This window comes from Nonomuraea sp. ZG12 (genome assembly GCF_052068115.1).
Taxonomy (GTDB): domain Bacteria; phylum Actinomycetota; class Actinomycetes; order Streptosporangiales; family Streptosporangiaceae; genus Nonomuraea.
The window spans coordinates 513,964-540,174 of record NZ_JBQHCW010000002.1; the positions used below are offsets into that span (position 1 = coordinate 513,964).

Sequence of the window (26,211 nt, forward strand, 5' to 3'; positions counted from 1 at the left end):
GCCGTAGCGTTCCTGCACCGCGTCCGCGCCCTTGGCGATCCGCTCGTCGTACTTGCCTCCCGTCCGCTCGCTCGCGAGCCGCTCCGCGCGGTCTTCTTGGCCGATGGCGAGCAAGCACTCCTTTATCCGCAAATATCCGAAAAATAGGGAAACGTGAGTCGTAAAATTTTCAACGTTGCTGAATCGTGACAGTCCTGCTATCGGCGGACCCCGTAACAACCGCGTCACACCACACAGAAAAGCTCTGAAGAGCGGCCGGAAACGAGAGAAGCCGAGGCTCCACACGATGTCCACTCAAAGGAAGTACACCCGTACCAAAAAGACCATTTCCCGCGTCCTCGCCCTCGGCGCGCTCGTTTATCTGGTCATCACCTTCGCCACCCAGGGCGCCGAGTCGGCGGGCCAGGTGTCCAGCGTCATCGCCGCCATCTCCCTGCTGCTGACCAGCCTCGGCCTGGTCAGGTTCGGCTCCGAGACACCGGCGCGCAAGTCCGCGCGAAAGGCTCTCGCCAGGAAGGCCGCCCACGCGCCTTTCCTTCCCACCCCCATCGGGAAAGCGGAAAAGAGCCGCCATTTCGGCAACGTCATCATTCCGCTCGGATGGCTGATGATCGACGGATGCGGTGAAATGCCCACCATAACCGGATGGCAGGCGATAAAGGACCTGTGCACCTGCGTGCCCGACGACCTGCCACTCACTCTTTTCGCCTTGCCGACCGGAAATCCGCACGGTCCCGGCTGGGTCACCCCCGGCCGGCTCGTGGTCATCTGCGGCATCGGCATGGTCTGCCCCGCCTGACGCCACACCATGACGGTGACCGGCCCCCTCGGGGGACCGGTCACCGGAGGCCGGCTCAGGTCAGACGGAGATCCGGCCCGCCCCGGCCCCCGCGGTCACGATCGACTTGACGCTGGAGGCGCCGTCGAGCGAGTAGGAGTACGGGATGGAGGCGACGCTGCCGCCCGTCTCGCCGGAGCCGGAGTTGACGAAGTGGTTCGCGCGGGCGACCAGGCTCCCCGGTCCGGAGTCACCCTCACCCAGATGGAAGGGGTCCTCGGTGTTCTCGAAGTAGTTGCCCTCGACCAGGACACCGGCGCCTTGCGTGGAGGCCACGCCGTAGCCGCCGACGCTGGAGTAGAGGTTGTTGTAGACGTGCACGGGGTTGCCGAAACGAACGCGCGGGTGGCGCTGGTTGGTGCCGTCGAACCAGTTGTGGTGGTACGTCACCCGCAGGTGCCCGCGGTCCTCGCTGCCGTTGTCGTCGTCGTGGCCCAGCAGCATGGTCTTGTCGTGGTCGAAGACCCTGTTCCAGGAGATGGTGACGTAGTCGCTGGCGCGCTTGACGTCCACGGTGCCGTCGTAGCCGTCACTGAAGCTGTTGTGGTCGATCCACACGCGGGTGGAGTACTGCACGTTGATGGCGTCGTCGTCCCAGCCCTGGAAGTTCAGGTTGCGAACGATCACGTTGGAGGCCTCGGAGATGTTCAGCCCGCAGCCCGAGATCGTCGCGCCCGCATTGCCCAGCAGGGTCTTGTTGGAGCCGACGCGGATCAGGCCGGAGCAGGAGATGGTGCCGGACACCCGGACCACGGCCGCGTTCGTCCCGGACAGTGCGCTGGTCAGCGCGGAGGCGCTGGAGACCGTGACCGGGGAGGCGTTGCCGCCGCCCGAGGTGCCGCCGCCCTGCGTGGCCCAGCCGACCAGGCCGGTCGGGTCACCCGGCGGATCCGTGGGCGGGTCGGTCGGCGGGTCGGTCGGCTGGGAGCCGGTGGGGACGAGCCGCCACTGCTTGGTCGCCACCGAGTCGCAGGAGTTCGTCTGCGCCAGGGCGCCCGCGGACGTCGAGTTGTCCTTGATGTTGAGGCACTTGCCACCGTTGGCGTTGACGACCCGGTAGGTGGATCCCGACTCGGTGAGGCCCCACCTCTGTGAGGCCGCCCCCGAGCAGCTCTCCTGCTGCACGGCCTTACCCGCACCGGTGCCGGCGTCCTTCACACCCGCACACTTGCCGCTGTGAGCGGGTTTGAGCAGATAGCCGCCACCGTCGGCGACCACGTCGAAGGTCTGCGCCGCGCCGCCGCACCCGCTCTGCGTGAGCTGTAACCCGTCGGCGGAGCCGCCTCCTGGCACGGTGAGGCACAGGCCGCTGCCGTTGTTCACCACGGTGTACGATCCCGGCGCCGGAGCCGCCGAGGCGGCCGAGGCGACGGAGACGCCGGCCACCGCCGTCCCCGTCATGGCGATGGCGGCGGCGACCGCCGCGACCGTTCTGCCGCTGATTCTCTGTCGCACGATGTGAGCTCCTTGCTGGTCCGGGCAGGCTGTTCAGCCTGCGACATGGCGTCCTTCCAGCGAGCATCCGTTCACGTAGATGAATGGCATACGTGAGAGCGAACAAGAAGCACCATAGGTAAGCGCTTTCCCGGTGTCAAAGAGCTGTGAAAGTTTCATGACTCTTCAGCGTGAAAGGCGTCCTCTCGGTTGCCTCACCTCATGCGTTACGCCGAACGGCGCGGGCCGGGGGCGGCGGGCCGGGGAGTCCGCCGGTGAGGGTGTCCTCCGGGCGCAGCGGCACGTTCGCCTCCTTGATGTAGTAGGTGCGCAGGCGCGCCGAGTCGCGCAGCAGCCGGTGGAGATAGCGCCCGAGCAGCGCCACCGCCGCCACCGTGAGACCGGTGAGCAGCAGCTGGGTCGCCGCGAGCGCGCTGCCGCCCACCAGCCCGGCGTATCCGAGCACCGCGAGCACCAGCGCCAGGCAGCCGCCCAGCGCCCCCGCCGCGTAGACGGCGGCGAGCGGACGCCAGGAGAAGCCGAAGAACAGCTCGAAGGAGTGGGCCGCCAGCCGGGCCACCCGGAGCTTGGACCGGCCCGCCGTACGGGGCCGGTGGGTGACCGGCGTGACCGCGTATCGGGCGCCGACCAGGGGCACCGCCGGGATGAACCAGGGCAGCCGCAGCTCCGTGATCGTCTGGGCCAGGCCGGTGCGGACCAGCCTGAAGGTGGAGGCGCCGCGCGGCATGTCGATGCCGAACAGCCGCCGGGCCGCCCAGTGCAGACCGGCCGAGCCGCCCCGGCGGAGGAGCGGGTCGCGCCTGCCCCGCCGCTCGCCGAACACCACGTCGTAGCCCTCCCCCGCCTTGTCGAGCAGGGCCCAGATCTCCGCCGGCGGCACCTGGAGGTCCGCGTCGCACTGGACCGTCCAGGGCCGGCCCGCGTAGCGGAACCCGGCGGCCATCACGGCGTCGATGCCGAAGTTGCGGGTGAAGGACAGATAGCGCACCCTCGGGTCCGTCTCGGCCAGCCTGCGGATCCGGTCGAGGGAGTCGTCGGTGCTGCCGTCGTCGACGAAGAGGATCTCCAGCTCGCCCACCTCCTTCAGCGCCTCGACGAGCTCGCCGTGGGCGGTCTCGACCTGCGCTCCCTCGTTGTAGCAGGGCACCAGCACGGTCAGCCCCGCCGGCTCGGTGGTCACATGCGTCTCCTCAGGGCGAGTCCCAGTACGAATCCCTGCGCGCCCAGCGCGTACACCGCTCCGGCGGCCCCGGCGAGCGGGATGGTGAGCGCTCCCAGCGCGGCCACCGCAGCCCAGGCGAGGATCGCGGCCTTGGCGCTGTCGCGCAGGCCGCTCTTGCCGGAGTTCTCCAGTACGAAGATGCCGAAGCTCGCCAGGGTGTTGGCGGGCAGCAGGGACGCCAGCAGAACGGCCAGGACGATCAGCGAGCGGGTGCCGGCCACGCCCGCGGCGAGCGCCGCCCCCGCGAGGACCAGCCAGAGGGCGCTGGTCAGGATGGCCACGTTCGCGACGCGCATGCCGAGCGTCCGCGCCCGCGCGGAACCGCCCGAGGTCATCCACAGCGCCAGCCGGGGCTGGTAGATCCGCTGCACCGTGTAGACGACGGACGCGGCGAAGCCCCAGCCGAGGATCATCAGGTAGAGGTCGCCGCTCTGGCCGGCGTTCGAGGAGAGCGACAGCTCCACGAAGAGCGTCCCGATGATGGCGTTGCTCATGACGTCGGCGGCGCCCATCAGCACCACCGTGCCGGCCAGCAGGCCGCGCAGCGCCCGGCGGGAGCCGTGGGCGCGCGGCAGCCCGCGCAGCAGGACGAGGTTGAGCGCGGTGACCAGGACCAGCAGCCCGGCGAGGTAGCCGGTGGGCCGGAGGTTCGCGGTGAACGCCAGCCCGGCCAGCGCGATCATGCCCAGGCCGAGGAGTGAGAAGTGGGCGGTGTCGTAGGTGTAGCGGCCGAGGGCCCGGTGGACCGCCACACCCAGCGAGCCGCAGCCGAGGGCGATGTAGTAGGCGATGGCCAGCAGGTAGATGGTGGCGGTGGAGCCGGGCGCGAGGACGAGCCCGGCGGCGGCGGCCACGGTGAAGGGCAGCGGCACGTACGCGACGACCGCGCGGAGCAGACCCGCGAGCTGGTCACGGGTGCGGAAGGCGCGCGGGATGAGGGTGAGCGCCGCCTTCTCCGGCCCCGACTGCACCACCATGCAGAGCCAGCCCACGGCTCCGGCGGCTGCGGCGTAGGCGTTGAAGTCCGCCCGGCTCCAGGCCGCGACCAGGACGCCCGAGGACCCGTACAGCAGCAGCCTGAAGGTGGCGCGGCCGCCCAGCAGCGTGAGCAGGCGGCGGGCGCCGATGCGGTGGGAGGCGACGGCGGTCATGTCGCGTCCAGGTCGTCAGCGACGGTCCGGCGTAACGGGCGCTCGCCCGTCTCCAGGTAGGCGAGCAGGGCCTGGCGGATGCGTTCGTCGCCGAAGCGGGCGCGCACCCCCGGCACGGACGGCCCCTTGTCCACCCCGAACAGGGCGCGGAACAGGGCTCTGACCTGGTCGGTGGTGAACGACTCCGGCAGGGTGAGCAGGTCTTCGACCGCTTCCCTGGCGGGCGGCGGCGCCTCGGCGGCCTCCAGCCAGGTCGTGGAGCGGCCCGCGGTGGCGAGCCAGTGGCGCAGGTGGCCGACGCGTTCGGCCACGAAGGGCTCGTCGCGCCCCAGCCTGGCCAGGGCGAGAGCCGGGTCGTAGCAGGTGGCGTGCAGGGCGGCGCACACCTGGGAGAACGCGGGCGAGACGTCGAGGGGGACGTCGCTCACCCGTTCGACGGCGGTTCGCGACTCGGCCGAGGCGGCGGCGCCCGCGACGAGCGCGTCGAACCCCTTGTACCAGCGGGCGAGCGTGGCCCGGTCCGGCGCGGCCGGGATCTCCCCGGCGCTCTGGCGCACCCAGCGGACCATGGGTGCGGGCAGGTAGGCCGCCAGCGGGTCGCCGTCCACGGGCGCGAGCCGTGGCCGGCCGGGGGTGGGAGGCGGGCCGGGTCTGAAGACGGCGCCGCAGGACCGGCAGGAGTAGCGGACCGGGCGCAGGCGCCGGGCGATCAGGGCGGGGTGCGGGTGGCCGCACTGCACGCAGGTCATGGGCTCGTCCACGGGGGTCACAGGGGCACGGCCAGCGCGGAGGAGGGGACGAGGTCGGCGCCGAGGGCGCTCTTGGCCTCGGCCTGCCCCTTGCCGAGGACGAGTCCGGTCTTGCCGGAGGCGATCGCCCATTCCACCATGCGGACGTAACCGTCGAAGTAGAGGTGCTTGCGGCCGCCGTCCTCGGGCAACCGCGCGCCCCAGCTCAGGCAGATGGGCCAGTCAGGGTGGTCGAGGATCAGGGAGAGCCCGATCAGCCGGCCCGCGTCGCGGTAGCCGATGGCCACGACCTCGTCGCCGCCGACGAGGGCTTCCAGGTAGGGCAGCGGCAGCGGGGCGAGCGGGAAGAGCCTGCTGCGGTGCTTGAGGTCGTTCTCGGCGCGCAGCTCGGCCGCCTCCGCCCCGCCGACGAGGTCGCGGGCCGGTCCGACCTGGATGGACAGGCTCGGATCGGCGGTGAACTTCCTGGCCCGCCGCCGCAGGGAGTCGCTGCGGGCGCGGTCGAGCAGGGCGTACCACTCCCCGACGCCGCTCCAGGGGGTCGCGAGCCTGGCCAGCGGCGCGGTGGGGAGGGGCACCCGGACCCGGCCGGGCAGCAGCTCCGGCTCGCCGGGCGACACCTCCCGCCACACGGCGCTCCGCCAGCCCGCCCCCAGCTCGCGGCGCAGGCCGCGCAGGCAGTCGCGCAGCAGCTCCCGGCGCTGTTCGGGGGCCGGGTCGCCGGCGAACCACCAGCCCTTCTGGGAGCGGTTCGCCGGGGCGTGCACGTCCAGGACGCCCGCGCGGTCACGGCGTCCGGCGTAGCCGCCCCGGTGCGGCCTGATGCCGCGCAAGGACACCGACACCGCGCCGACGGCGGTGCCCGCCTGTCTCAGCACGGTGAGCAGCAGCGGCGCCTGGGCGGCCCAGGCGTAGGCGCGCAGCAGGTCGTAACGCCAGGTCGCGCACTGGCGGGCAGCGCCGCGCAGCTCTTCCCAGTCGGCGGGCTCGGGGTCGTGGCGGGGGTCGAGGATCTGCAGGCTGAGGCTCATCCCATCGCCCACCGGGGCACGGCGACGAGCTTCATCGGGACGTACTCGAAGCCCAGCGAGAGCTTGACGTCGATCATCCCCCGGCCACCGAACAATCGCTTCCCTCCCTGGCCGACGGCGCCGGCGACGATGCGCGCGTAGCTGTCGAAGTAGAGGTCCTTGCGGCCGCCCTCCTCGGGCCGCAGTGCCGCCCAAGGGCCGTAGATCGGCGAGGTGGGGTGCTCGAAGACGATCGCGAAGCCGAGCAGCCGGTCCGCCGAGTGGTAGGAGATGACGGACACGTCCTCGCGGGCGAGCAGAGCGGCGAAGTAGGCCACTGGGAGATCCGGCCGCGGGTCGAAGCGGGACGCCAGCCGGGCCGTGTGCGTGCGGTTGAGCTCGGCCAGTTCGGCGGGGTCGAGGTCGAGCCGGGCCCGGCCCTCGGTCACGACCAGGTCGGCCGCGGCGGCGATCTTCCTGGTCTGGCGGCGCAGCGTCGACCTGCGGTTCCTGCTCAGCGAGCCGATCCACCCCTCCACCGAGGCCCAGGGCAGTGACATGACGGTGCCGCCCGGCGACTGCCGCATGATCGCGCCCCGGCGGGCGACCAGGGACACCTGAGGCTCGGCCACCATGCGATAGAGCGCTCCGGCCACTCCCAGGCCGAGGTGCCGCCGGGCCGCCCGCTCGAACCGCCTGAGCAGCTCACGGCGGGTGGCGTGGGACACCTCATCGCCGAAGTGCCAGGTAGGTCCGTTGGAGTGGCCGGGCAGGCGGACGTCCAGCACGAGCGGCTCCCGGCGCGGGCGCGGCATCCGGCCGGAGCCCGGGGGGCGCAGGCCGATGTAGACGGCGCCGACCACCCCGGCGACGCGGTCGCCGTCGTGGAAGACGGCCAGCAGCGGGCGGGCCCACGAGCCTTCGGACGACGCGGCGATCACGTCGTAGGCCCAGATGGCGGACAGGCCCTCGGCGTTCCGGAAGTCTTCCCAACCGGGCGGCTCGGGGTCCTGGCAGGGGTCCAGAAGGGACACTTTCACGGGGTAACCCTCGATGGAGAAATCATCACAACATGGACACAGAGTCTCACAGAGTGATGATCTTCCCAGAAGACTCATGCTGTGATCAACCACGGCGCCTGACCATGGCACCCATCACCTTGCACACACCAACCGTCAAGAGGTGGCAATGAAGGTCGGAGTGACCGGCGGAAACGGATTCATTGGCCGATACGTGTGCGAAGAACTCGCCACCCGAGGCCACGTTCCGCTCGTGTTCGATCACCGGGGACGCGCGGACGGCGAACTGCCCTGGGAAGTCATGCGCGGCGACATCCGCGACGCCACCGCCATGACGGAGCTCGCGGCCCACTGCGACGCGATCATCCACCTGGCGGCCGTGCTCGGCACGCAGGAGACCATCACCAACCCGCGGCCCGCCGCCGAGACCAACCTCATCGGCGGCCTCAACTTCCTCGAAGCCGTCGCGCAGTACGACCTGCCGGGCGTCTACATCTGCGTCGGCAACCACTGGATGGACAACAGCTACTCCATCTCCAAGACGGCCGTGGAGCGGTTCGTCCGCATGTTCAACGCCCACCGCGGCACCAGGGTGAACAACGTCCGCGTGGTGAACGCCTACGGCCCCCGCCAGCAGGCCGCGCCGCCGTTCGCCTCCGGCAAGGTCCGCAAGATCACCCCGGCGGTCGTCTGCCGCGCGCTGAGCGGCATGCCGGTCGAGCTGTACGGCGGAGGCACGCAGGTCTCGGACATGGTCTGGGTGGCCGACGTGGCCCGCACCCTGGTGGCCTCGCTGGAGACGGCGGCGGCCGGAAAGGCCCTCGACCACGTCGTCGAGGTCGGCCCCACCACCTCGTCCACCATCCGGGAGGTCGCCGAGCTGATCATCAACCTCTGCGCGGCGCGCGGCTATCCGCGTGTGCCCATCGCCGACCTGCCGATGCGCCCCGGCGAGACGCCCGACACCGCCGTCACCGCGAACACCGGAACCCTCCTGTCCGTGGGCATCGAGCCGAGCTCGCTGGTCTCGCTCGCCGACGGCATGGCCAAGACGGTGGACTGGTTCATCGAGACCCGCGGCGTTCACTGGAGCGCTCCGGAGACGGTGACGACCGCGTGAGGCGACTGGTCGTCCTGGGCGGCTCGGACGGCACGATCAGCTCCTTCCGCGCCGCCCGGCGGCTCGGGCTCGGCACCGTCTGCGTCGACATGCGCGCCGACGCCCCCGGCGTCGGGGAGGCGGACGAGTTCCTGCACCTGAGCACCCGCGACGTGGACGCGGTCAGCGCGGCCCTGTGTGGCCGCGACGACCTGGCGGGACTGCTCGCCCCCGGCAGCGACATCAACCTCCCGGCCCTGGTCGAGGTGGCGGGACGGCTCGGGCTGCCCTGCGGGCTGCCCCCGGCCGCGCTGCGGGCCTCGGTGGACAAGGCGTACTTCCGCGAGGTCTGCGAGCGGCTCGGCCTCGGCGGGCCCGGCTACGTCAGCGGCTCCGCCGGTCGAGTTCTGCGCGCGGCCGGACGGCTGAACTTCCCGGTCATCGTCAAACCGGTGGACTCCGGCAGCTCCAGGGGCATCACCGTGTGCGCCACCGCCGGTGAGCTCGGCCCCGCCGTCGAGGCCGCGGCTGCCGCCTCCCCCTCGGCCACGGTGATCGCCGAGGAGCTGGTGACCGGCCAGGACCTGTGCGGGGAGGCGTTCCTCCAGGACGGCGAGGTCGCCCTGCTCGGGCTCAGTGACCGGGTGGTCGAGGCCCCGCAGGTCGTCGCCGTCGGCCACGACATGGCCCCCCGCGACCCGGCGCTGGCCAAGGAGGTCACGCGGCAGCTCGAACTCGTCTGCGCCGAGGTCGGCTACACCGACGGCCCGCTGAACCTCGACCTGTTCGTCACCGGCGACGGCGTCGTGCTGATCGAGATGGGCGCGCGGATCGGCGGCAACGGCATGGGCGAGGCGCTCGGCCTGATGTACGGCGTGGACACCGTGGCCGCCGCCGTCCTGCTCGCCACCGGTGAACGCCCCGACCTCACGCCCCGCTGGACCAGGCACGCCTCCGTCCGCATGCTGCGCGCCGGCCGCGCGGGCACGCTGGTGTCCCTGGACGGCCTGCCGGAGGCGCTGGCGCTGCCCGGCGTGGCCGACGTGCTGGTCACCGCCTCGCCGGGCGAGCGGGTCGTGCCCTACACCGAGTGCCGGGCCAAGCTCGGGTACGTGCTCGCGTCGGGCGCGTCGGCCGACGCGGTGGCGCGGGTGCTGGCCCGGGTCGAGGAGCTGGTCACGGTCGGCGTCGATGCCGGTTAGGTTCACCGCGGCCGACTGGGGGTCGATGCCGGTCAGGTTCTCCGCGGCCCGCTGGGAGCGGGCCTACCGCGGAGTCGTCCGGACGGCTTTCGGCCGGGTGCCGTTCTACCGCGACCAGTGGGCGGCGGCGGGCCGGGCGCTGGACGAGCCGGAGCCCACCCCCTCCGCCGCGCTGGCCGGCCAGCTGCACCGCCTGTGCCCGTTCGCGCGGCCCTTCGACGCCTCCCGGGAGCCGTCGCTGTGGATCGGCGACGGGCGGGAGCTGCGGGACGCGCTCGCCCTGACGGGCGCGCCGCGCCGGACCCCGGTGCTGGAGGTGCGCGCCGCCGTGCTCGACCGGCGGGCTCTCACCCCGGCCGGTCCCCGCTACGGGGTGCTGCTGGCACCGGACGCCCGGGTCGTCGACGAGGACCGGCGCCGCGCGCTGAACGCCGCCGCGCACGACCTGGCGAAGCGGGCCGGGCGGGCGATCGTGGTGGGCGAACGGCCCGCCCTCGACGCGATCCTGCCGGAGCTCGACCCGGTCCGGGTGCACGCCGTCGAGCGCATGACCGTGGCGCTCGCCGTACGGGATGCCCGGCCCGGAGTCGTGCATGACCCGCACCTCGGCTACTTCGCCGGGACCCACCCCGTCTGCGGCCGGACCCACCTGCTGTGGCGGCGCTTCCACGCCCGCCCGGCGGGGCGGGCGACGGCCGTCACGGCACTGCGCCGGCGACGGCCCATGCTGGTCGGCGTCGTCCCGGACGGCGCGGACACCCCCGACGCGACGGAAACACTGATCACGGCCGTCTGCCCCGAGCACGGCACACCGATTCTCTCCACACACTGACTGGGATGCGCATGCTGTCCACTTCGTCCTCGTTCTGGCGGGACAACCGCGTCGCGCTGCCGCTGGGGGTCCTGGCGGTGGCACTGGCCGCCCTGGTCAGGTTCGTGATCCCCTACGAGCAGGAGATCACCTCGCTCTGGATGCTGCTGGTCAAGCTGACTCCGCAGCTCGCCGCGCTCGCCTGCGTCGCCTGGCTGGACGTGGCGTGGGCGCGGCGGCTGCGGCTGCACCTGGTGGCGCTGCCCGCGATCTTCCTGGCTTTCCTCTGCTACTTCGTGCCCGCGACGTTCATGACCGCCCTCGACATGGCCGACGGCACGGCGGAGTTCGAGGACCTCTATCTGCACGTGGTCGTGTTCGTGCCGTTCATCATGATCGCGCTCGCACTGGCCTACCGGGTCGGCGGCGGCTCGCGCGAAGGCGTGCTGCGAGTCGGCGCGGCCATGACGATCCTGCAGATGTCGGGCCTGGAGGACCTGGTGGCGGTGATGCTGAACAGCAGGCTGGACGGGATCCCGGAGGTGTGGGACTGGGCGCACCACATCACGGTCCGGCTGGGGCACGTGGCGACGCGGAACGAGGCCTACGCCTTCATCGCGGCGCACGTGGTGCTGGCGGTGCTGACGCTGGCGGTGCCGAGGCGGCTGTTCGCCGCCCTCGGCCGCCGGCTCCGGCCGGGGCGCCCGGCCGGATGATCTAGCCCCACACCTCGCGGGCGGTCTCCACGATCAGGGCCAGCTTGGCGAACTGCTGGTCGGCGGTGAGCTGGTTGCCCTCGACGGTGGAGGAGAAACCGCACTGCGGCGACAGGCAGAGCTGGTCCAGGTCGACGTACTTGGCGGCCTCGTCGATGCGGCGCTTGAGCGCGTCCTTCGACTCCAGCTCGCCGTGCTTGGTGGTGACCAGGCCGAGCACCACCATCTTGCCCTCGGGCACGTAGCGCAGCGGCTCGAAGCCGCCGGAGCGCTCGTCGTCGAACTCCAGGAAGAAGCCGTCCACCGCGAGCTCGCCGAACAGCGCCTCGGCGACGAAGTCGTAGCCGCCCGAGGCCGCCCAGGAGGAGCGGAAGTTGCCGCGGCACATGTGGGTGGTGATCGTCATGCCCTCGGGCTTGGCGGCGAGCGCGGCGTTGATCTGCTTGATGTAGCGCAGGTGCATGTGCTCGGCGTCGTCACCGCGCTCGGTGAGCTCGGCCCGCTGGGAGGGGTCGTTGAGGTAGGCCAGGCTGGTGTCGTCGAACTGCAGGTAGGTGCAGCCCAGCTCGCCGATCTTGCGCACCTGCTCGGCGTAGGCGGCGCTCAGGTCGGTCCAGAACTCCTCGACGTCCGGGTAGACGGCCGGGTCGATGGCTGCGGGGCCGCCCCGGTAGTGGACCATGCTGGGCGAGGGGATGGTCAGCTTGGGCACGGCCGTGGTCACGGCGTCACGCAGGAACGCGAAGTCGGCGCCGAAGATCGGCTCGCTGACCTTGATCTTGTCGTGCACACGCAACGCGGCGGGGGTGAACTCGATGTCGCCCTGCTCGTTGTGGAAACGGACCGTGATGTGCTCGTCGGTCGCCGTGCCGATGCCGCCCAGCTGGTGAATGAAGTCCATGTGCCAGGAGGTCCGGCGGAACTCGCCGTCGGTGGCCGACTGCAGGCCGATCTCCTCCTGCCTGCGCACGACCTCACGAACGGCCTCGTTCTCGACCTCGCGCAGCGCGTCACCGGTGAGGGTCTCCCTGGCCTCCAGCAAGGTAGCGGGGCGCAGCAGGCTGCCGACGTGGTCCGCGCGGAACGGGGGTGTGGTGCGCATGCGACTCTCCTTGAGCGAACGTCAATATCAAGTTTGTCCGGTGGGCGGCATTTCCACCGAGGATCTTAGGCCGTGCCGCCGGCTGCCCCGTAGCGAGCCCTGATCTGGGCCTTGAGCAGCTTGCCCGCCGCGTTCCTGGGTAACTCGGGGACGAGCTCCACGTGCTTCGGGATCTTGTAACGGGCGAGCCGGCCGTCCAGATGGGCCACCAGCTCGTCAGGCCGTTCGGTCCGGCCCGGCCGCAGCACGACGAGGGCCTTGCCGACCTCGCCCCACCGGTCGTCGGGGACGCCGATCACGGCGCACTCGGCCACCGCGGGGTGGCCGTACAGGACGCTCTCCACCTCGGCGGGGTAGATGTTCTCCCCACCGGAGATGATCATGTCATTGATCCGGTCGGAGATGCGGACGAAGCCGTCCTCGTCGGCGACGCCGACGTCGCCGGAGCGCAGCCACCCGTCACTCGACAGTACCTTGCCCGTCTCCCCGGGCCGCTGCCAGTAGCCCGGCGTCACGTTCGGGCCCTGGACGTGGACCTCGCCCGGCTCGCCGGGAGCCGCGGCGGATCCGTCGGTGGCGACCAGCTTGACGTCGGAGAAGAAGCACGGCACGCCCGCCGAGCCCGCCTTGGCCACGGAGTGCTCGGCCCCCAGGAACAGGGCGCCCGGCGCCGTCTCGGTCAGGCCGTACCCCTGCAGGAAGGTCAGCCCGCGATCCTGGTAGGTCCGGATCAGCGGCTCGGGGACCGGCGCGCCGCCGCAGAGCAGGTGGCGCAGGCTGGACAGGTCGGCGTCCGGCCACCGCGGCGACTGGGCGAGGAAGGTGAACATGGCGGGCACCCCGAACATCACGGTGACCCGCTCCGCCTCGATCAGGTCGAAGGTGGCGTCAACGTCGAAAGACCGCTCCAGGATGGCCCTGCCGCCCTTGAGCACGGTCGGGATCAGCGTCTGGGCCAGGGCCGCGATGTGGAACAGCGGCGCGCTGACCAGCGTCACCTCGTCGTGCGCGAGGGGGACGTCGACCAGCAGGTTGAAGGTGTTCCAGATCAGGTTGCCGTGGGTGAGCACGGCGCCCTTGGGCCGGCCGGTGGTGCCCGAGGTGTACATGATCAGGCACGGGTCGTCGTGGGTCACCGGCTCGTCGATCGGTTCCGGGGAGCCCGAGGCGAGCAGGTCCTCGTACGCGCTCGCCAGGACGTGGCGGCCCGGCAGGCCGGCGCCGTCGTGCCCGTCACCCAGCACGATGACCTCCGCGCCGGCGTCCTCGACGATGTAGCGCAGCTCGGGTGCGGCCAGGCGAGTGTTGAGCGGGACGAACATCGCCCCCAGCGCTCCGGCGGCGAAGAAGGTCTCCACCAGCGCCGGATGGTTGGCTCCCAGGTAGGCGACCCGGTCGCCGGGCCGCACCCCGAGCTTCGCGAGGGCGTGGGCCAGCCGGTTGGTCCTGATGTGCAGGTCGCGGTAGGTCCGGTGCAGGCCGCAGTGCGTCAGCGCCACCTTGTCCGGCGACATCCGCGTCCTGCGGGCCGGCCACGAGCCCAGCCCCTGATTCCGCATCCGCACTCCTCCACGGTCTTCGCCATCAAATTAGGCCACTTGGCGACGGCTGTCACCGTTCTGCCCAACTTTGCTGGCATGCGTCCGGAACCGCGTCGAGGATGCGGGCCGTGATCGCCGCCGCCTCCGGCTGGAACCGCTCGTGCAGCACATGGCAGACCCGCTGCGCCTTCTCTGCCGGCCAGTCGTGCGGCAGGTAGCGGAGCGGCAGCCGGGGGTCGGTCCTGATGATCTGCAGCCACTCGGTGAGCAGCGTCAGCGAGCGGGCCAGGTCGTCCGGCGCGGCGAGCTCGGGACGGGCCCGGTCCCACCGCCGCAGGAACGCCTCGTAACGCCGCCCCAGCCCGGACAGGTCGTAGGCGTCGCCGATCAGCGCGTGCATGTCGGTGGGGTGCCTGGGCTCGGCCGAGAACACCTTCACCCCGGCGCCGATCCCGTCGATCACCTTGGCCGGGTCGACGTCACCCGGCGCGATCCACAACCCGTTCTGCAACGGCCCGAACCCGGCCCAGATCAGCCGGGAGCGCAGCTCGTGCCGCTGCCGCTGCCAGGACTCCGGCAGCGAGAAGCCGACGAGCGTCCACCGGTCCTCGCCGGCGTCGTTGACGACCCCGCTGTGCCAGATGCGCCGCTCACCGTCCTTGAGCACCTCGGTGCTCATCGGGGTGAGCCCGAAGTACATCCGCCGCCCGGCCCGCTGGCGGCGCAACAGCCCCCGGTTGACCATCCGGGTCAGCGTGGAGCGGGTCGCGTCCTCGGAGATCCCGACCCTGGTGAAAGCCTCGATGAAGCTGCCGGAGGACACGCAGATCCCCCGGCCGTACACGTGGTCGCCGAGAAAGGTCAAGATCACCGACTGGGGACGCAGGCCGCTCTCCCGCTCCTGTGCCGCCACGTCTCGCTCCCGTACGCATGTTGGGCAATCTCTTGACAGCCGTAATGTACCTGCCTATGTTCAGGGCCACATCGCGGGGTCCAGGAGGTCCAGATGCGCAGGCTTCTCCCATCTCTGGCATGCCTCGTGCTGGCCCTGGCGGCCTGCGGCGGCGACGGCGACGGCGACGGCGGCACGAGCTCCACCGCCGACGACCCGATCAAGGTCGGCCTCATCGTCTCCCTGACCGGCAACTACACGCCGCTGGGCAGCGAGGACAAGAAGGCCGTGGAGCTGGCCGTCGAGCAGGTCAACGGCCAGGGCGGACTGCTCGGCCGCAAGGTGGAGCTGGTCACCCGCGACGACAAGACCGCCCCCGACCAGGGCATCGTGGCCTACAACCAGATCAAGGGCGAGATCGACGCCCTCATCGGCCCGGTCTTCTCCAACTCCGCGCTGGCCATCGAGCCCATCGCGCAGCGCGACAAGATGCCCTATCTGTCACTGGCCCCCGCCCAGGAGCAGGTCGAGCCGATCAAGTCCTACGTCTTCGTCACCCCGGCGCTGTCCAGCATGTACGCCGAGCGCTACCTGCAGTACATCCAGGCCGAGGGCATCAAGACGGTGGCCGTCGCCTGGGACTCCAAGAGCGCCTACTCGGTGTCCGGCCACAAGGCCATGGTCGCGCTGGCGCCCAAGTACGGCGTGACGATCGCCGTCGACGAGGCGTACGAAACCAGCACCTCCGACTTCAGCCCGCTGTTCACCCACGTCCGCGAGTCGGCGGCCGAGGCACTGGTCTTCTGGGGCTCCGGCGCGCCCGGCGTCACCGCCGCCAAGCAGTACGCCGCCTCCGGCCTGAAGACGCCGCTGTTCCTGACCGCCTCCCAGGCGAGCAAGCTGTGGCTGGAGCCGATGGGCGCGGCCGCCGAGGGCATGACCGTGCAGAGCGCCATCGGGGTGGTGGGCGAGCATCTGCCCGACGGCAAGCAGAAACAGATCATCGAGCAGATGGCCACCCCGTACGAGCAGAAGCACGGCTACGGCCCGCCGCAGTTCGCCCAGGACGGCTACAGCGCGAGCCTGCTGCTGTTCGAGGCGATCAGGAAGGCCGGCAGCACCGACAAGGTCAAGATCCAGCAGGCTCTGGAGAGCATGGACCTGATCACGCCGAACGGCCGGTTCCGCTACTCCCCCACCGACCACTCCGGGCTGTCTCCCGACTACATCTCGGTCAACACGGTGAAGGACGGCAAGTTCGTGCCCACCGACTGGGCCAAGGAGCAGCTCGCTAAGACCGTCACGGCGGAGTAGAGGTGCTGACGGTCACCGGGATCTCACGCTCGTTCGGCGGCGTCTACGCCGTCCACGACGTCACGCTCGGCGTCGCCGAGGGCGAGGTCTGCGGCGTCATCGGGCCCAACGGAGCCGGCAAGTCCACCCTGTTCAACCTCATCACCGGCCATCTGGCGGCCGACCAGGGCGAGATCTCCTTCCTCGGCCGCAGGGTCGAACGGCTCGCGCCGCACCGGCGCGCCCGGCTCGGCATGTCCATCGTGTTCCAGGCGGCCAGGGTCTTCCGCGGCATGACGGTCCGGGAGAACGTCATGGTCGGCATGCACGGCCGTACCAGCGCCGGCTTCGTGTCGGCGGCGCTGCGGCTGCCGCGCCACCACCGCGACGAGCGCGAGATCGCGCGGGAGGCGGACGCGGCCCTCGTCCGGGTCGGGCTGGCCGATTGGGCCGATCGCCCCGCCGACCTGCTGCCGATCGGGCAGCAGCGCGCCCTGCAGCTCGCCCGCGCGCTGTGCGCGCGGCCCCGGCTGCTGCTCCTCGACGAGCCCGCCTCCGGTCTGCGCGGCGGCGAGCGTGAGCACCTCGCCGCGCTGGTGGAGGAGCTGCGCGCGGACGGGCTGACCATCCTGCTCATCGAGCACGACGTCGCCTTCGTGACCCGGCTCGCCGACCGCGTCGTCGTCCTGGACCTCGGCCAGGTGATCGCCGACGGCTCCCCCGCCGAGGTCCGCGCGGACCCGCTCGTGCTCGCGGCCTACCTCGGACAGGCCTCATGATCGACGTCACCGACCTGGTCGTCTCCTACGGTACGGCCACCGCGCTCGACCACGTCACCCTCTCGGTAGGGCAGGGTGAGATGGTGGCGCTGCTCGGGCCGAACGGGGCGGGGAAGTCCACGCTGGCCAACACGCTGGCAGGCATCCTCGCCCCGGTTTCGGGGACCGTCCGGATCGGGGGCAGGCTGGCGATGATCCCCGAGGGCCGCCAGCTCTTTCCCGACATGTCGGTCGCCGACAACCTGGCCCTGGGCGGCTGGCGCTCCGGGCAGCGCGACCCCGCCGCCGTCTACGAGCTGCTGCCGCGCCTGGCGGAGCTGTCCGGCAGGAAGGCGGGCGTGCTGTCGGGCGGGGAGCAGCAGATGGTGGCCTTCGGCCGGGCCATGATGGCGCGCCCGGAGGCGCTCGTGGTCGACGAGCTGTCGCTCGGGCTCGCCCCCAACGTCACCGCCGACCTGGCCGCGCACCTGGCCGAGCTCAACCGGGAGCACGGGCTGACCGTGCTGCTCATCGAGCAGAACGCCCGCCTGGCCTTCGAGCTGTGCCACCGGGCCTACGTGCTGGAGTCCGGGCGGCTGGTGGCCGAGGGAGACAGCGCCGAGCTGGCCGAGGACCCACGGGTGGCCAGCGCCTACCTGGGTGGGGCGATCACATGAGCGCGTTCCTGACCTACCTGCTCAACGGCCTGGCGGTCGGGTGCGCCATCGCGCTCATCGCCAGCGGCCTGGTCGTCATCCACCGGGTCACCGGCGTGGTGAACTTCGCCCAGGGGACGTTCGCCGTGGTGGCCGGGCTGTGCACCTCCTCGCTGCTCGGCATGGGGTGGCCGCACGGCCTCAGCGAGGTCGCCGCCGTCCTGGCGGGCGCGGTGGCGGGCCTGCTCACCGGCCTGGTCGCCATCGGCAAGCGCGGCACCAGCCCGCTGTCGGCGCTCATCGTCACGCTCGGCGTGGGCGTGCTGGCGTACGCCGTCGAGATCGTGCTGTGGGGGGACCAGCCGCGCTCGGCCCCCGGCCTGGCCGGCTCGGTGACCATCGCGGGGGCCCGGATCCAAACCCAGCACCTGCTGGTCATCGGCGTCACGGCGGCGACGTTCGTGCTGATCGCGCTCTTCTTCGGCCGCACCTACCTGGGCAAGGCGCTGACCGCGTGCGCCTCCAACCCCTACGCCGCCCGGGTGGTCGGCATCGACACCCGGCGGATGGGGCTGCTCGCCTTCGCCATCGGCGGCCTGCTCGGCGGGCTCGCCGGGGTGCTCATCACCCCCCTGCGGCCGATCTCCTTCGACACCGACGTCCTGCTCATCGTCAACGGCTTCGCCGCCGCCGTCTTCGGCGCGCTCACCCGCCCGGTCATCACCCTCATCGGCGCGCTGCTGCTCGGCGTGGCCGAGACCATGGCGGCGGGCTACGGCTACGGCTCCCATCAACTGGAGGTCGCGCTCGGGCTCATGATCATCGTGATGATCGTCCAGGCGAGCCGTCACTCCACCATCCACCAGGAGACAGTTTGAGAAGACTCGCGGGCGGGCTCCTCGTCGCTGTCGCCACGCTCGCGCTGCCCGCCGTGCTCGACGACAGCGCGCTGGCCGTCTACATCCTGCTCGGCCTGGCCGCCATGGTCACCGTCGGGGTGTCCCTGCTCATGGGCTACGCCGGGCAGGTCTCGCTCGGCCAGGGCGCCTTCTACGCCATCGGCGCCTACACCGCCGCCCTGCTCACCCTGGGCGGCGTGCCCCCGCTCGCCGGGCTGATCGCCGCCCCGCTGGTGGCCGCCGCGTCCGCGCTGGTCATCGGTACGCCGCTGCTGCGGCTGCGCGGCCACCATCTGGCCTTCGCGACCCTGGCCATGCAGCTCATCCTGCTGTCGGTGGCGGGGCAGATGGAGTTCACCGGGGGTGACATCGGGCTGCAGGCCATCCCGCAGTTCGGCATCGGGTCGTGGGAGATGAGCGGTGCCGCCGCGTACGCCTATCTGACCTGGGCGGGGCTGGCTCTGGTGATGCTGGTGACGTACAACGTGAGCACCTCACGGCCCGGCCGTGCGCTGCGTGCGCTGGCCACCAGCGAGACCGCCGCCGCCTCCTCCGGCATCCCCGTCGGCCGCTACAAGCTCGCCGTCTTCGCCCTGTCCGCCGCCTTCGCCGGGCTGGCGGGCGGCATCTACTGCTTCTACACCGGCTATGTGGCGCCCGGCTCGTTCCCGGTGCTGATCTCGATCCAGTACATCGTCATGGCCGTCGTCGGCGGGCTCGGCACCATCTGGGGAGCCGTCGTCGGAGCCACCGCGATCACGCTGCTCCTGCAGGCGCTGAACATCGTCGGCGCGCTGCCCGGCATGCCCAGCTACGCGCCCAGCGTGCTGTCGTACGCCGTCTACGCGCTGGTGCTCATCATCGTCGTCCTCTTCCTGCCCCAGGGGCTGCTACCCGCCCTCACCCGTCGTCTGCCTGCTCGGGTGCGGGCCAGGAGCTAACCCTGTGCCTGGACGACGCCCGCGTAGACCCAGCGGCCCTCCAGGCGCAGGAAGCGGCTGTGTTCCTCCAGCTCGCCCGGCCGGCCGCGCTCGGTGTAGTGGGCGCGGAACCGTACGGCGCCCTCGGTGTGGATCACGCTGCCGCCGGTGCTCCCTAGGATCTCCAGCCGGGTCCAGCGCAGCCGCCGATCCGGCTCCAGGTGGGCCGGGCGGTCGGCCGGGTGCCAGGTGCGCAGCAGGTAGGCGGTGTCGCCGGTGGCGAAGGCGGTGAAGCGGGAGCGCATGAGCAGCTCGGCCGTGGGGGCGGAGGCCTCGCCTCGGTGGAAGCGGCCGCAGCAGTCCTGGTAGGGGGCGGGCAGGCCGCAGGGGCACGAGGCGGGAGCAGCGGGCATGCACCCATTGTGCCTGGCTTCCCTTCGTGCCAGGACGCGCTTGCTTCGCGCTCGTGCTCAGACGCTTGCCGGGCGGGCTCGCTGGAGACGCGTCGTGAGGTCGGTGAGCGTCGGCCCGAGCGGGGCGTTCAGGGTGAGCGCGGCGTCGGCGTCGCCCCGGGTCGGGCCCTGGTTGACGATGGCGATCGGGATGCCGAGCGCGGCGGCCTTGTCCACGAACCGCAGCCCGGACCGGACCGTCAGCGACGAGCCGAGGACGAGCAGCGCCCGCGCGCCCGCCACGAGCGCGAAACACTCGTCCACGCGCGGCCTGGGCACGTTCTCGCCAAAGAAGATCACGTCCGGTTTGAGCAGGCCGCCGCAGCTCTCGCAGTCCACCACCCGGAAACCCTCGACCTGCTCGTCGTCGAGCACGGCGTCGCCGTCCGGGTTGATCCGCCCGCTGGCGTCCCAGTCCGCGTTGACCGCGCGCAGGCGGCGCTCCAGATCCGTGCGCGGGGTGCGCTCCCGGCACGACAGGCAGACCACCCGGTCCAGGCCGCCGTGCAGCTCGACGACCCGCCGCGCCCCGGCCGCCTGGTGCAGGCCGTCGACGTTCTGGGTGACGATCCCGGCGATCAGTCCGAGCCGCTCCAGCTCGGCCACCGCCCGGTGACCGTCGTTCGGCCGCGCTGAGCCGATCTGCCGCCAGCCGACGTGGCTGCGCGCCCAGTAACGCTGCCGCGCCCGCGCGCTGCCGACGAACCGCTGGTACGTCATCGGCTCGGCCTTGCGTGCCCGTCCCGTCGGACCCCGGTAGTCCGGGATGCCGGACTCGGTCGACAGGCCCGCCCCGCTGAGCACCGACACCCCGCCACCGGCCACCAACTCGGCCAGCAGCCTCCTCGCGCTCTCACTCACCACTTCATGGTGCCATTCGGACCCGCCCCATCAGACCCGCCTCTGCCGCTCAGCCCAGCTCGACCAGGAGGGTCAGGCAGCTTTCGACGCCGCTGCGGCACGCCTCGACGCAGATGGGGCCGCGCCCGCGCAGATCGCACTCCCCGGCCGAGCGGATGCAGAGCTCGACACAGGCGCGGAGCTGCGCGCGGATGAGGTCGTCGTCGTACGCGCCGGGCTGGGACAGCATGCGGGCCGTCGCCTCACAGAGATCGGCGCAGTCCAGGCTTGTCCTGATGGACGTGCGCAGCGAGGTCATCCGCTCCTCGCTGAGGCTGGCGTCGGCGCACGCCGTGCAGGCCTGCGCGCAGTCGAACAGCGTCCGCACCGCCTCCGCGATCACTGCGCGGTCCGGCCTCTGCTCTCCCGGAAGGGCGTGGAGCATCTCACGTATCAGCATGTCAGAGCTCCTTTTCGTCGTTATCTTCCGGTGCCCGCCGAGGCAGCGGTTCACACCCGCTCAGGCGCATCGGATCGGGTCTCGCGCATCAGCCCCTCCTCCAGCACGGCGGACAGGAGCAGCTCGCGGTAGCCGCCGTCGCGGAAGAGCACGGTCAGCCGGTCCTGCTCCCGGCGGATGACCTCTCCCGGCCCCCAAACGGTGTGCTCGACCTGGGCGTGCATCGGGAAGGGCCCCTCCTCGACGCCGTTCGACCCGGCCGCCGTCCCGGCGTGGCAGGTGTCGCAGTTGCCGCACGGTTCGGGGAGCCGCTCGCCGAAGTAGCCGAGCAGGAACACGCGGCGGCAGTCCCGCGTCTCGGCGTAGCGGCGCATCATCTCCAGGCGGGTGCGCTCGATGTCCCGGTGCTGCTCGGCCACCGCCCGCGCGGCCCGCGCCGCCTCGGCCGGCTCCTGACCCGACCACGTGACCGTACGGGTGCCGAGCCGGACCGCGCCCGCCTTCTCCAGCAGGTTCAGCAGCGAGGTCAGCCGCCGCGCCGTGAGACCGAGCCCCTCGCGCAGCCGCTTACGGTCGGTCCCGCCGCCGTCCCGCGTCCCGTCGCCCTGCCGCTTGCTGTCGGTCCCCCCGCCGGCTCGCACCGCCTCCGCGACCCGGGCGAGCGTCTCCTCGTCCGGCAGCGCGCCGGTGAAGAACCGCTGCAGCCCCAGGTCCTCCTCGTGGTAGAACAGCACGCCGGCGGCCGGCTCCCCGTCCCGGCCCGCCCGGCCGATCTCCTGGTAGTACGAGTCCAGCGACCCCGGCACCTGCGCATGCACGACGAACCGGACATCCGGCTTGTCGATCCCCATCCCGAAGGCGCTGGTGGCCACCACGACGTCCACCTCCCCCGCCATGAACGCCTCCTGCACCCCGTCACGCTCGGCCCGGCGCATGCCCGCGTGGTAGGCCGCCGCCCGCACGCCGCCGTCCGCGAGCCGTCCCGCCAGCTCGCCTGTCCCCTTGCGGGTGCTGGTATAGATCAGACCGGGTACGTCCAGCTCCCGCACCGCGTCGGCCACCTGCTCGACGCCGTCGCCGGACGATCTCCGTACCTCCAGCCGGATGTTGGCCCTGTCGAATCCCTGCACGACCTGCAGCGGATCGCGCATGCCGAGCCGCTCGACGATCTCCGCCCGCACCGGCGGCGCCGCCGTGGCGGTCAGCGCCGCGATCACCGGGCGGCCCAGCGCCTCGGCGACGGCCCCGAGCCGCAGGTAGTCCGGGCGGAAGTCGTGCCCCCACGCCGACACGCAGTGAGCCTCGTCCACCACCAGCAACGACGGTCTCGCGGCGGCCAGCTCCCGGACCACGTCCTGCCGGGCGAGCTGCTCGGGCGCGCAGAACAGGAACTCCGTCTCCCCCGCCCGCAACGACTCGAACGACGAGGCCCGCTCCCCCGCCGACGTCGACGCGTCGAGGCTGACCGCCTGCTCGTCCCGCTCGCGCAACGCCTCCACCTGGTCTCGTTGCAGCGCGATCAGCGGCGACACCACCAGAGTGGGCCCTTTCAGGAGCAGCGCGGGCACCTGGTAGATCGCCGACTTCCCGGCCCCCGTCGGCATCACGGCCAGCGTGTCGCGCCCGTCGGCCAGCGCCGCCATCGCCTCCAGCTGGCCGGGCCGCAGCGCCTCCAGCCCCAGCACCTTCCGCGCGACCCGCTCGCACCTGTCCTCGCTCGTCTCCGCCATCGGTCCCCTCCCCTGGCGCGAAAGGCGTCGCGCCGCCCCCGTGCGAAGCCCTCCCCTGCCCGCACACCCGGCCACAATGTGCGGGCCATGCTCAGAGACGATCGGGGGCGAGTCGGCCGTCGCTTCCTAGTTTCGGCACATGTTGACGACGATACCGATCGCTTGGTCCGATAGAGCGGTCGGTTGCTTCATCTTCGATCAAATCCGATCGGTACTATGGGTGCCCGCGAGGAGGACTATGACGTACACCGCAACCGGCTCCCCGATCCACCGTCCGGACGCCACCGGCGCCGGTCCGCTGCTCGCCGTCTGGGGGGCTGATGCCTCGTGGGAGAGCCTGGCGCACAGCCTGCTGCCGCCCGGCACCGCGCTCCCGGCGCCTCCCGCCGCCGTCGGTGACGGGGATCCGCTGGGCGAGGTGCGGGAGCTGGCCGAGGCTGAGCTGGGGACTCCGTGGCCGCAGCCGCTGGCCTCGCAGTACGCGCGTTACTTCCGCGCCGGAGACGGAAACCGTACGGACTACGAGAGTCAGGTGTTCGGGCGTCAGGACCGGCTGACCCGGGCGGTGCTGATGGCGGTGGCGAGCGGTGCGGAGCGGTGGCTGGACGAGGCCGCCGACGGGATGGTGCTGCTGTGCGAGCAGAGCTCGTGGTGCTGGCCGGCCCATGAGGAGTCGTGCCGGCCCAGGGGGACGGTCCTGCCCGACCTGGCCGAGCCGTGCCTGGACCTGGGGGCCGCCGAGGTGGCCGCCCAGCTGGCCTGGGCCGATCATGCGCTCGGGGCACGGCTCGACGCGCGCTTTCCGGGGTTGCGTGCGCGGGTGCGGGCGGAGGCTCAAGTGCGGGTGCTGGAGCCGTTCACCCGGCGGCGCGACTGGCACTGGCTCGGGCTCGACGGCCACGTGCACAACTGGTGCCCGTGGATCTGCGGCAACGTCCTGGTCGCCGCCCTGCGCCTGAGCGAGCCGGGCGACGAGCGGGCACGGCAGGTGGCGCTCGCCGTGGAGGGCATCGACCGCTACCTCGCGGCGCTGCCGGACGACGGCTCGATCGACGAAGGCTACGAATACTGGTGGAACGGCGCCTGCCGCGCGCTGGAGGCGCTCGACGTGCTGGAGCACGCCACGGCGGGGACACTGAACGCCGCGCGGGTGCCTGTCGTGCGGGAGACCGTACGGTTCCCGCACCGCATGCAGCTGGGCGGGCCGTGGTACCTGAACTTCGCCGACGCGCGGGCCCGGCCCTCCAGTGAGCTGCCCTGGCAGGTGCCGTACCGGTGGGGCCGCCGGCTGGGCGAGCAGGACGTGGTTCGGCACGCCGCCGCCCATCGAGGCGCGATCTCCGTCTGGGCCGGGCTCGGGCGGGCACTGCACGAGCTCGCCGACGCCGAGTGGCAGCGGGCCGTGCCTGGAGAGCCGCCCCTGGTCGCCGGGGTCTGGCTGCCGGGCACCCAGGTGGGCCTCGCGCGATCCGCCGCCGGGACACCGCGCGGCCTCACCCTCGCCGTCAAGGGCGGGCACAACGACGAGAACCACAACCACAACGACGTCGGCACCGTCATCGTCGCCGTGGACGGCGTGCCGGTCATCGTCGACGCGGGGCGGCCGACGTACACGGCGCAGACGTTCGGGCCGGACCGGTACGCGATCTGGACGATGCGGAGCGACTGGCACAGCGTTCCGGAGGTACGGGGCACGCCGCAGGGACAGGGCCCCCGGTTCAAGGCCCGCGACGTCGAGGTGACGGACGAGTCCGGGGTCTTCGCGGCCCGGATGGACCTGGCGGCGGCGTACCCGGTGGAGGAGCTGCGGCAGTGGCGGCGGACGGCCCGGCTCGACCGGGCCGCCTCGCTCGTGACGATCGAGGACGCCTGGAGCTTCGACGGCGACGGGCCGCCGAGCTCTCTGCACTTTCTGCTCGCCGGGCAGGTGGAGCTGACCGCCGGGCAGGTGGTGGTACGGCCGCTGGACGGCGCCCGCGACGTGCTCGTCAGCTGGGACCCGGAGCTCGCCACGGGTTCGCTTACCGTCCGGGAGCTGGACGATCCGATGCTCTCCTCGGTGTGGGGCGAGCGGCTGACCCGGCTGGAGCTGCGCCTGCCCGGCACGGCACACGGCTCACTCCCGATCCACGTGGAGGTACGCGCATGACAGCCCCTGACCTTCCCGCACCGCTGCCGGTGGAGGTGGGCGCGTGACCGTCCCCGACTCCCCTACGCCGCTGCCCGACGAGCGGCGCGCCCAGGTGGTCGAGCTGCTGCGCCGGCGCGGTGTCGTACGCGTCAATGACCTCGCCACGGAGCTCGACGTCTCCGCGATCACCGTACGGCGCGACATCGCGCTGCTCGCCTCACAGGGGATCATCCGCCGGGTGCGCGGCGGAGCCGTACTTCATGGCGGCGCGCTCGCCGACACGCTCGCCGTCAAGGACCCCGAGGGGACGCCGCCCCCGCAGGCGGCGCCTCATCCGGTCGCTGCCGGTAGGGGGCAGCTCACGATCGGGGTCGTCGTGCCGTCGCTCGACTACTACTGGCCCGACGTGATCCGCGGCGTCCGAGAGGCCGCGGCGGCGTCCGGCGCCCGGATCGTGCTGCGCGGGGCCACCTACCAGGCCGCCGACGAGCGCCGCCAGCTCTCCTGGCTGGTCGAGTCCCTGGGGGTGGACGGGCTGCTGGTCGCGCCGACGACCACCGGCAGCGACGGGGAGGCGCTGGTCCGCTGGCTCCAGCACACCGACGTGCCGGTGGTGCTCATCGAGCGCACCGCCACCGTCGGCCCCTACCAGGAGGCGATGGAGTCGGTGGTCAGCGACCACGCGCTCGGCGCCACGATGGCCGTGCGGCACCTCGCCGCACTCGGCCACCGGCACGTCGGCGTGGTCACGACCCTGCAGAGTCCTACGGCTCCGCATGTACGGCGCGGCTGGCGGCAGGCGTGCGAGGAGCTCGGCCTGCGGTTGGACGGTGCGCTCGACATCGCCACCGTCGACCAGCGGCACCCCGACTGGCCCAAGCAGCTCGACGAGGTGCTCGACAAGTCCCTGTCCTCAGGAGCGACCGCGCTGCTGGTGCACTCGGACCCGGAGGCGATCAGCCTGGTCGAACGCTGCCAGGAACGCGGCATCCGGATGCCGGGCGACCTCACCGTGGTGACGTACGACGACGAGGTGGCCGAGCTGTGCGACCCGCCGCTGACGGCCGTCCGCCCACCCAAGTCGGCCATCGGCCGAGCGGCCTTCGCCATGCTCACGGCCCGCCTGTCGGACCCGGACCCCCAACGCCCCGCCCACCGGATCGTCATCGAACCCCGCCTGATCGTCCGCTCCTCCTCGTCGTAGGGAGTCAACGGCTCATCAGGGAGCAGGTCCAGACCCTCTCCGGAAAAGAGAGGCAACATCA

General features: G+C 71.9%; 25 protein-coding genes and 1 pseudogene. 12 read left to right on the top strand and 14 right to left on the bottom strand.

The features are described from left to right. Window positions 1-18: 18 nt before the first annotated feature. Window positions 19-294: pseudogene (locus tag ACTMTF_RS09425) on the bottom strand (antitoxin); the annotation flags it as partial. Between ACTMTF_RS09425 and ACTMTF_RS09430 the strand changes: the two are divergent. After that, complete coding sequence (locus tag ACTMTF_RS09430; protein ID WP_441110644.1) at window positions 176-799, top strand: hypothetical protein; 624 nt, start codon at window positions 176-178, stop codon at window positions 797-799. The pseudogene ACTMTF_RS09425 and the gene ACTMTF_RS09430 overlap by 119 nt on opposite strands. 60 nt (window positions 800-859) lie before the next feature. Here the strand turns inward: ACTMTF_RS09430 and ACTMTF_RS09435 are convergent, their stop codons facing one another. From ACTMTF_RS09435 to ACTMTF_RS09460, 6 genes are all read right to left on the bottom strand, one after another. Then, window positions 860-2,293: a pectate lyase family protein gene (locus ACTMTF_RS09435; protein WP_441110249.1), complete on the bottom strand. Its 1,434-nt coding sequence runs from the start codon at window positions 2,291-2,293 to the stop codon at window positions 860-862. 199 nt (window positions 2,294-2,492) lie between these two features. Further along, the gene (locus tag ACTMTF_RS09440) at window positions 2,493-3,473 is read right to left on the bottom strand and encodes a glycosyltransferase family 2 protein (RefSeq protein WP_441110250.1); all 981 of its coding nucleotides are present in this window, start codon (window positions 3,471-3,473) and stop codon (window positions 2,493-2,495) included. After that, window positions 3,470-4,666 (bottom strand): hypothetical protein, encoded by a 1,197-nt coding sequence (locus ACTMTF_RS09445; RefSeq protein ID WP_441110251.1) that lies wholly within the window; start codon window positions 4,664-4,666, stop codon window positions 3,470-3,472. Before ACTMTF_RS09445 ends, ACTMTF_RS09440 begins: the two co-directional genes overlap by 4 nt. Beyond that, window positions 4,663-5,427 carry a hypothetical protein gene (locus ACTMTF_RS09450; protein WP_441110252.1) on the bottom strand — a complete coding sequence of 255 codons (765 nt, stop codon included), beginning with the start codon at window positions 5,425-5,427 and terminating at the stop codon, window positions 4,663-4,665. Before ACTMTF_RS09450 ends, ACTMTF_RS09445 begins: the two co-directional genes overlap by 4 nt. A gap of 5 nt (window positions 5,428-5,432) precedes the next feature. Then, complete coding sequence (locus ACTMTF_RS09455; protein ID WP_441110253.1) at window positions 5,433-6,446, bottom strand: hypothetical protein; 1,014 nt, start codon at window positions 6,444-6,446, stop codon at window positions 5,433-5,435. Next, window positions 6,443-7,465: a GNAT family N-acetyltransferase gene (locus tag ACTMTF_RS09460; protein ID WP_441110254.1), complete on the bottom strand. Its 1,023-nt coding sequence runs from the start codon at window positions 7,463-7,465 to the stop codon at window positions 6,443-6,445. Before ACTMTF_RS09460 ends, ACTMTF_RS09455 begins: the two co-directional genes overlap by 4 nt. Window positions 7,466-7,613: 148 nt before the next feature. Here ACTMTF_RS09460 and ACTMTF_RS09465 point away from each other — a divergent pair, with 148 nt between their 5' ends. Genes ACTMTF_RS09465 through ACTMTF_RS09480 form a run of 4 tightly spaced genes read left to right on the top strand, consistent with a single transcriptional unit; the run spans window position 7,614 to window position 11,272 of the window. Beyond that, a complete protein-coding gene (locus ACTMTF_RS09465) occupies window positions 7,614-8,564 on the top strand; it encodes an NAD-dependent epimerase/dehydratase family protein (RefSeq protein WP_441110255.1) in 951 nt (316 codons plus the stop codon). Next, entirely contained in the window at window positions 8,561-9,745 is a 1,185-nt protein-coding gene (locus ACTMTF_RS09470) for an ATP-grasp domain-containing protein (RefSeq protein ID WP_441110256.1), read from the top strand. Before ACTMTF_RS09465 ends, ACTMTF_RS09470 begins: the two co-directional genes overlap by 4 nt. Further along, a complete protein-coding gene (locus ACTMTF_RS09475; protein ID WP_441110257.1) occupies window positions 9,735-10,577 on the top strand; it encodes a hypothetical protein in 843 nt (280 codons plus the stop codon). The genes ACTMTF_RS09470 and ACTMTF_RS09475 overlap by 11 nt, the downstream gene beginning before the upstream one ends. A gap of 5 nt (window positions 10,578-10,582) precedes the next feature. Further along, window positions 10,583-11,272, top strand: a complete 690-nt coding sequence (locus ACTMTF_RS09480) for a hypothetical protein (RefSeq protein WP_397009762.1) — start codon at window positions 10,583-10,585, stop codon at window positions 11,270-11,272. Between the two features lies 1 nt (window position 11,273). Here the strand turns inward: ACTMTF_RS09480 and ACTMTF_RS09485 are convergent, their stop codons facing one another. The 3 genes from ACTMTF_RS09485 to ACTMTF_RS09495 form a co-directional block, all read right to left on the bottom strand. Continuing rightward, complete coding sequence (locus ACTMTF_RS09485) at window positions 11,274-12,374, bottom strand: 5-methyltetrahydropteroyltriglutamate--homocysteine S-methyltransferase (protein WP_397009760.1); 1,101 nt, start codon at window positions 12,372-12,374, stop codon at window positions 11,274-11,276. Window positions 12,375-12,439: 65 nt separating this feature from the next. Further along, window positions 12,440-13,933 carry an acyl-CoA synthetase gene (locus tag ACTMTF_RS09490; RefSeq protein WP_441110258.1) on the bottom strand — a complete coding sequence of 498 codons (1,494 nt, stop codon included), beginning with the start codon at window positions 13,931-13,933 and terminating at the stop codon, window positions 12,440-12,442. A gap of 52 nt (window positions 13,934-13,985) precedes the next feature. Further along, entirely contained in the window at window positions 13,986-14,828 is an 843-nt protein-coding gene (locus ACTMTF_RS09495) for a PaaX family transcriptional regulator (RefSeq protein WP_397009756.1), read from the bottom strand. Window positions 14,829-14,921: 93 nt separating this feature from the next. On the opposite strand from ACTMTF_RS09495, the gene ACTMTF_RS09500 reads away from it, so the two are divergent. From ACTMTF_RS09500 to ACTMTF_RS09520, 5 genes are read left to right on the top strand one after another with little or no spacing between them, the layout of a single operon-like run. After that, complete coding sequence (locus tag ACTMTF_RS09500; RefSeq protein WP_441110259.1) at window positions 14,922-16,121, top strand: ABC transporter substrate-binding protein; 1,200 nt, start codon at window positions 14,922-14,924, stop codon at window positions 16,119-16,121. 2 nt (window positions 16,122-16,123) lie between these two features. Beyond that, the gene (locus ACTMTF_RS09505) at window positions 16,124-16,879 is read left to right on the top strand and encodes an ABC transporter ATP-binding protein (protein ID WP_397009752.1); all 756 of its coding nucleotides are present in this window, start codon (window positions 16,124-16,126) and stop codon (window positions 16,877-16,879) included. Then, complete coding sequence (locus ACTMTF_RS09510) at window positions 16,876-17,535, top strand: ABC transporter ATP-binding protein (RefSeq protein ID WP_397009750.1); 660 nt, start codon at window positions 16,876-16,878, stop codon at window positions 17,533-17,535. Before ACTMTF_RS09505 ends, ACTMTF_RS09510 begins: the two co-directional genes overlap by 4 nt. Then, on the top strand, window positions 17,532-18,392 hold the full coding sequence (locus ACTMTF_RS09515) for a branched-chain amino acid ABC transporter permease (RefSeq protein WP_397009748.1): 861 nt from the start codon (window positions 17,532-17,534) through the stop codon (window positions 18,390-18,392). The genes ACTMTF_RS09510 and ACTMTF_RS09515 overlap by 4 nt, the downstream gene beginning before the upstream one ends. Beyond that, window positions 18,389-19,354 (top strand): branched-chain amino acid ABC transporter permease, encoded by a 966-nt coding sequence (locus ACTMTF_RS09520; protein WP_441110260.1) that lies wholly within the window; start codon window positions 18,389-18,391, stop codon window positions 19,352-19,354. Before ACTMTF_RS09515 ends, ACTMTF_RS09520 begins: the two co-directional genes overlap by 4 nt. On the opposite strand, the gene ACTMTF_RS09525 is transcribed toward ACTMTF_RS09520, so the two are convergent. From ACTMTF_RS09525 to ACTMTF_RS09540, 4 genes are read right to left on the bottom strand one after another with little or no spacing between them, the layout of a single operon-like run. Beyond that, entirely contained in the window at window positions 19,351-19,746 is a 396-nt protein-coding gene (locus ACTMTF_RS09525) for a YchJ family protein (protein WP_441110261.1), read from the bottom strand. The two genes, ACTMTF_RS09520 and ACTMTF_RS09525, sit on opposite strands and share 4 nt — an antisense overlap. 57 nt (window positions 19,747-19,803) lie before the next feature. After that, the gene (locus ACTMTF_RS09530) at window positions 19,804-20,646 is read right to left on the bottom strand and encodes an NAD-dependent protein deacetylase (protein ID WP_441110262.1); all 843 of its coding nucleotides are present in this window, start codon (window positions 20,644-20,646) and stop codon (window positions 19,804-19,806) included. A gap of 49 nt (window positions 20,647-20,695) precedes the next feature. Then, window positions 20,696-21,085, bottom strand: coding sequence for a four-helix bundle copper-binding protein (locus tag ACTMTF_RS09535; RefSeq protein ID WP_441110263.1), 390 nt, complete (start codon window positions 21,083-21,085; stop codon window positions 20,696-20,698). A 50-nt stretch (window positions 21,086-21,135) separates the two neighbouring features. Continuing rightward, the gene (locus ACTMTF_RS09540) at window positions 21,136-22,815 is read right to left on the bottom strand and encodes a RecQ family ATP-dependent DNA helicase (protein ID WP_441110264.1); all 1,680 of its coding nucleotides are present in this window, start codon (window positions 22,813-22,815) and stop codon (window positions 21,136-21,138) included. Window positions 22,816-23,053: 238 nt separating this feature from the next. On the opposite strand from ACTMTF_RS09540, the gene ACTMTF_RS09545 reads away from it, so the two are divergent. Then, window positions 23,054-24,964 carry a heparinase II/III domain-containing protein gene (locus tag ACTMTF_RS09545; RefSeq protein WP_441110265.1) on the top strand — a complete coding sequence of 637 codons (1,911 nt, stop codon included), beginning with the start codon at window positions 23,054-23,056 and terminating at the stop codon, window positions 24,962-24,964. A 43-nt stretch (window positions 24,965-25,007) separates the two neighbouring features. Next, window positions 25,008-26,150: a substrate-binding domain-containing protein gene (locus tag ACTMTF_RS09550; protein WP_441110266.1), complete on the top strand. Its 1,143-nt coding sequence runs from the start codon at window positions 25,008-25,010 to the stop codon at window positions 26,148-26,150. Window positions 26,151-26,211 lie beyond the last annotated feature (61 nt).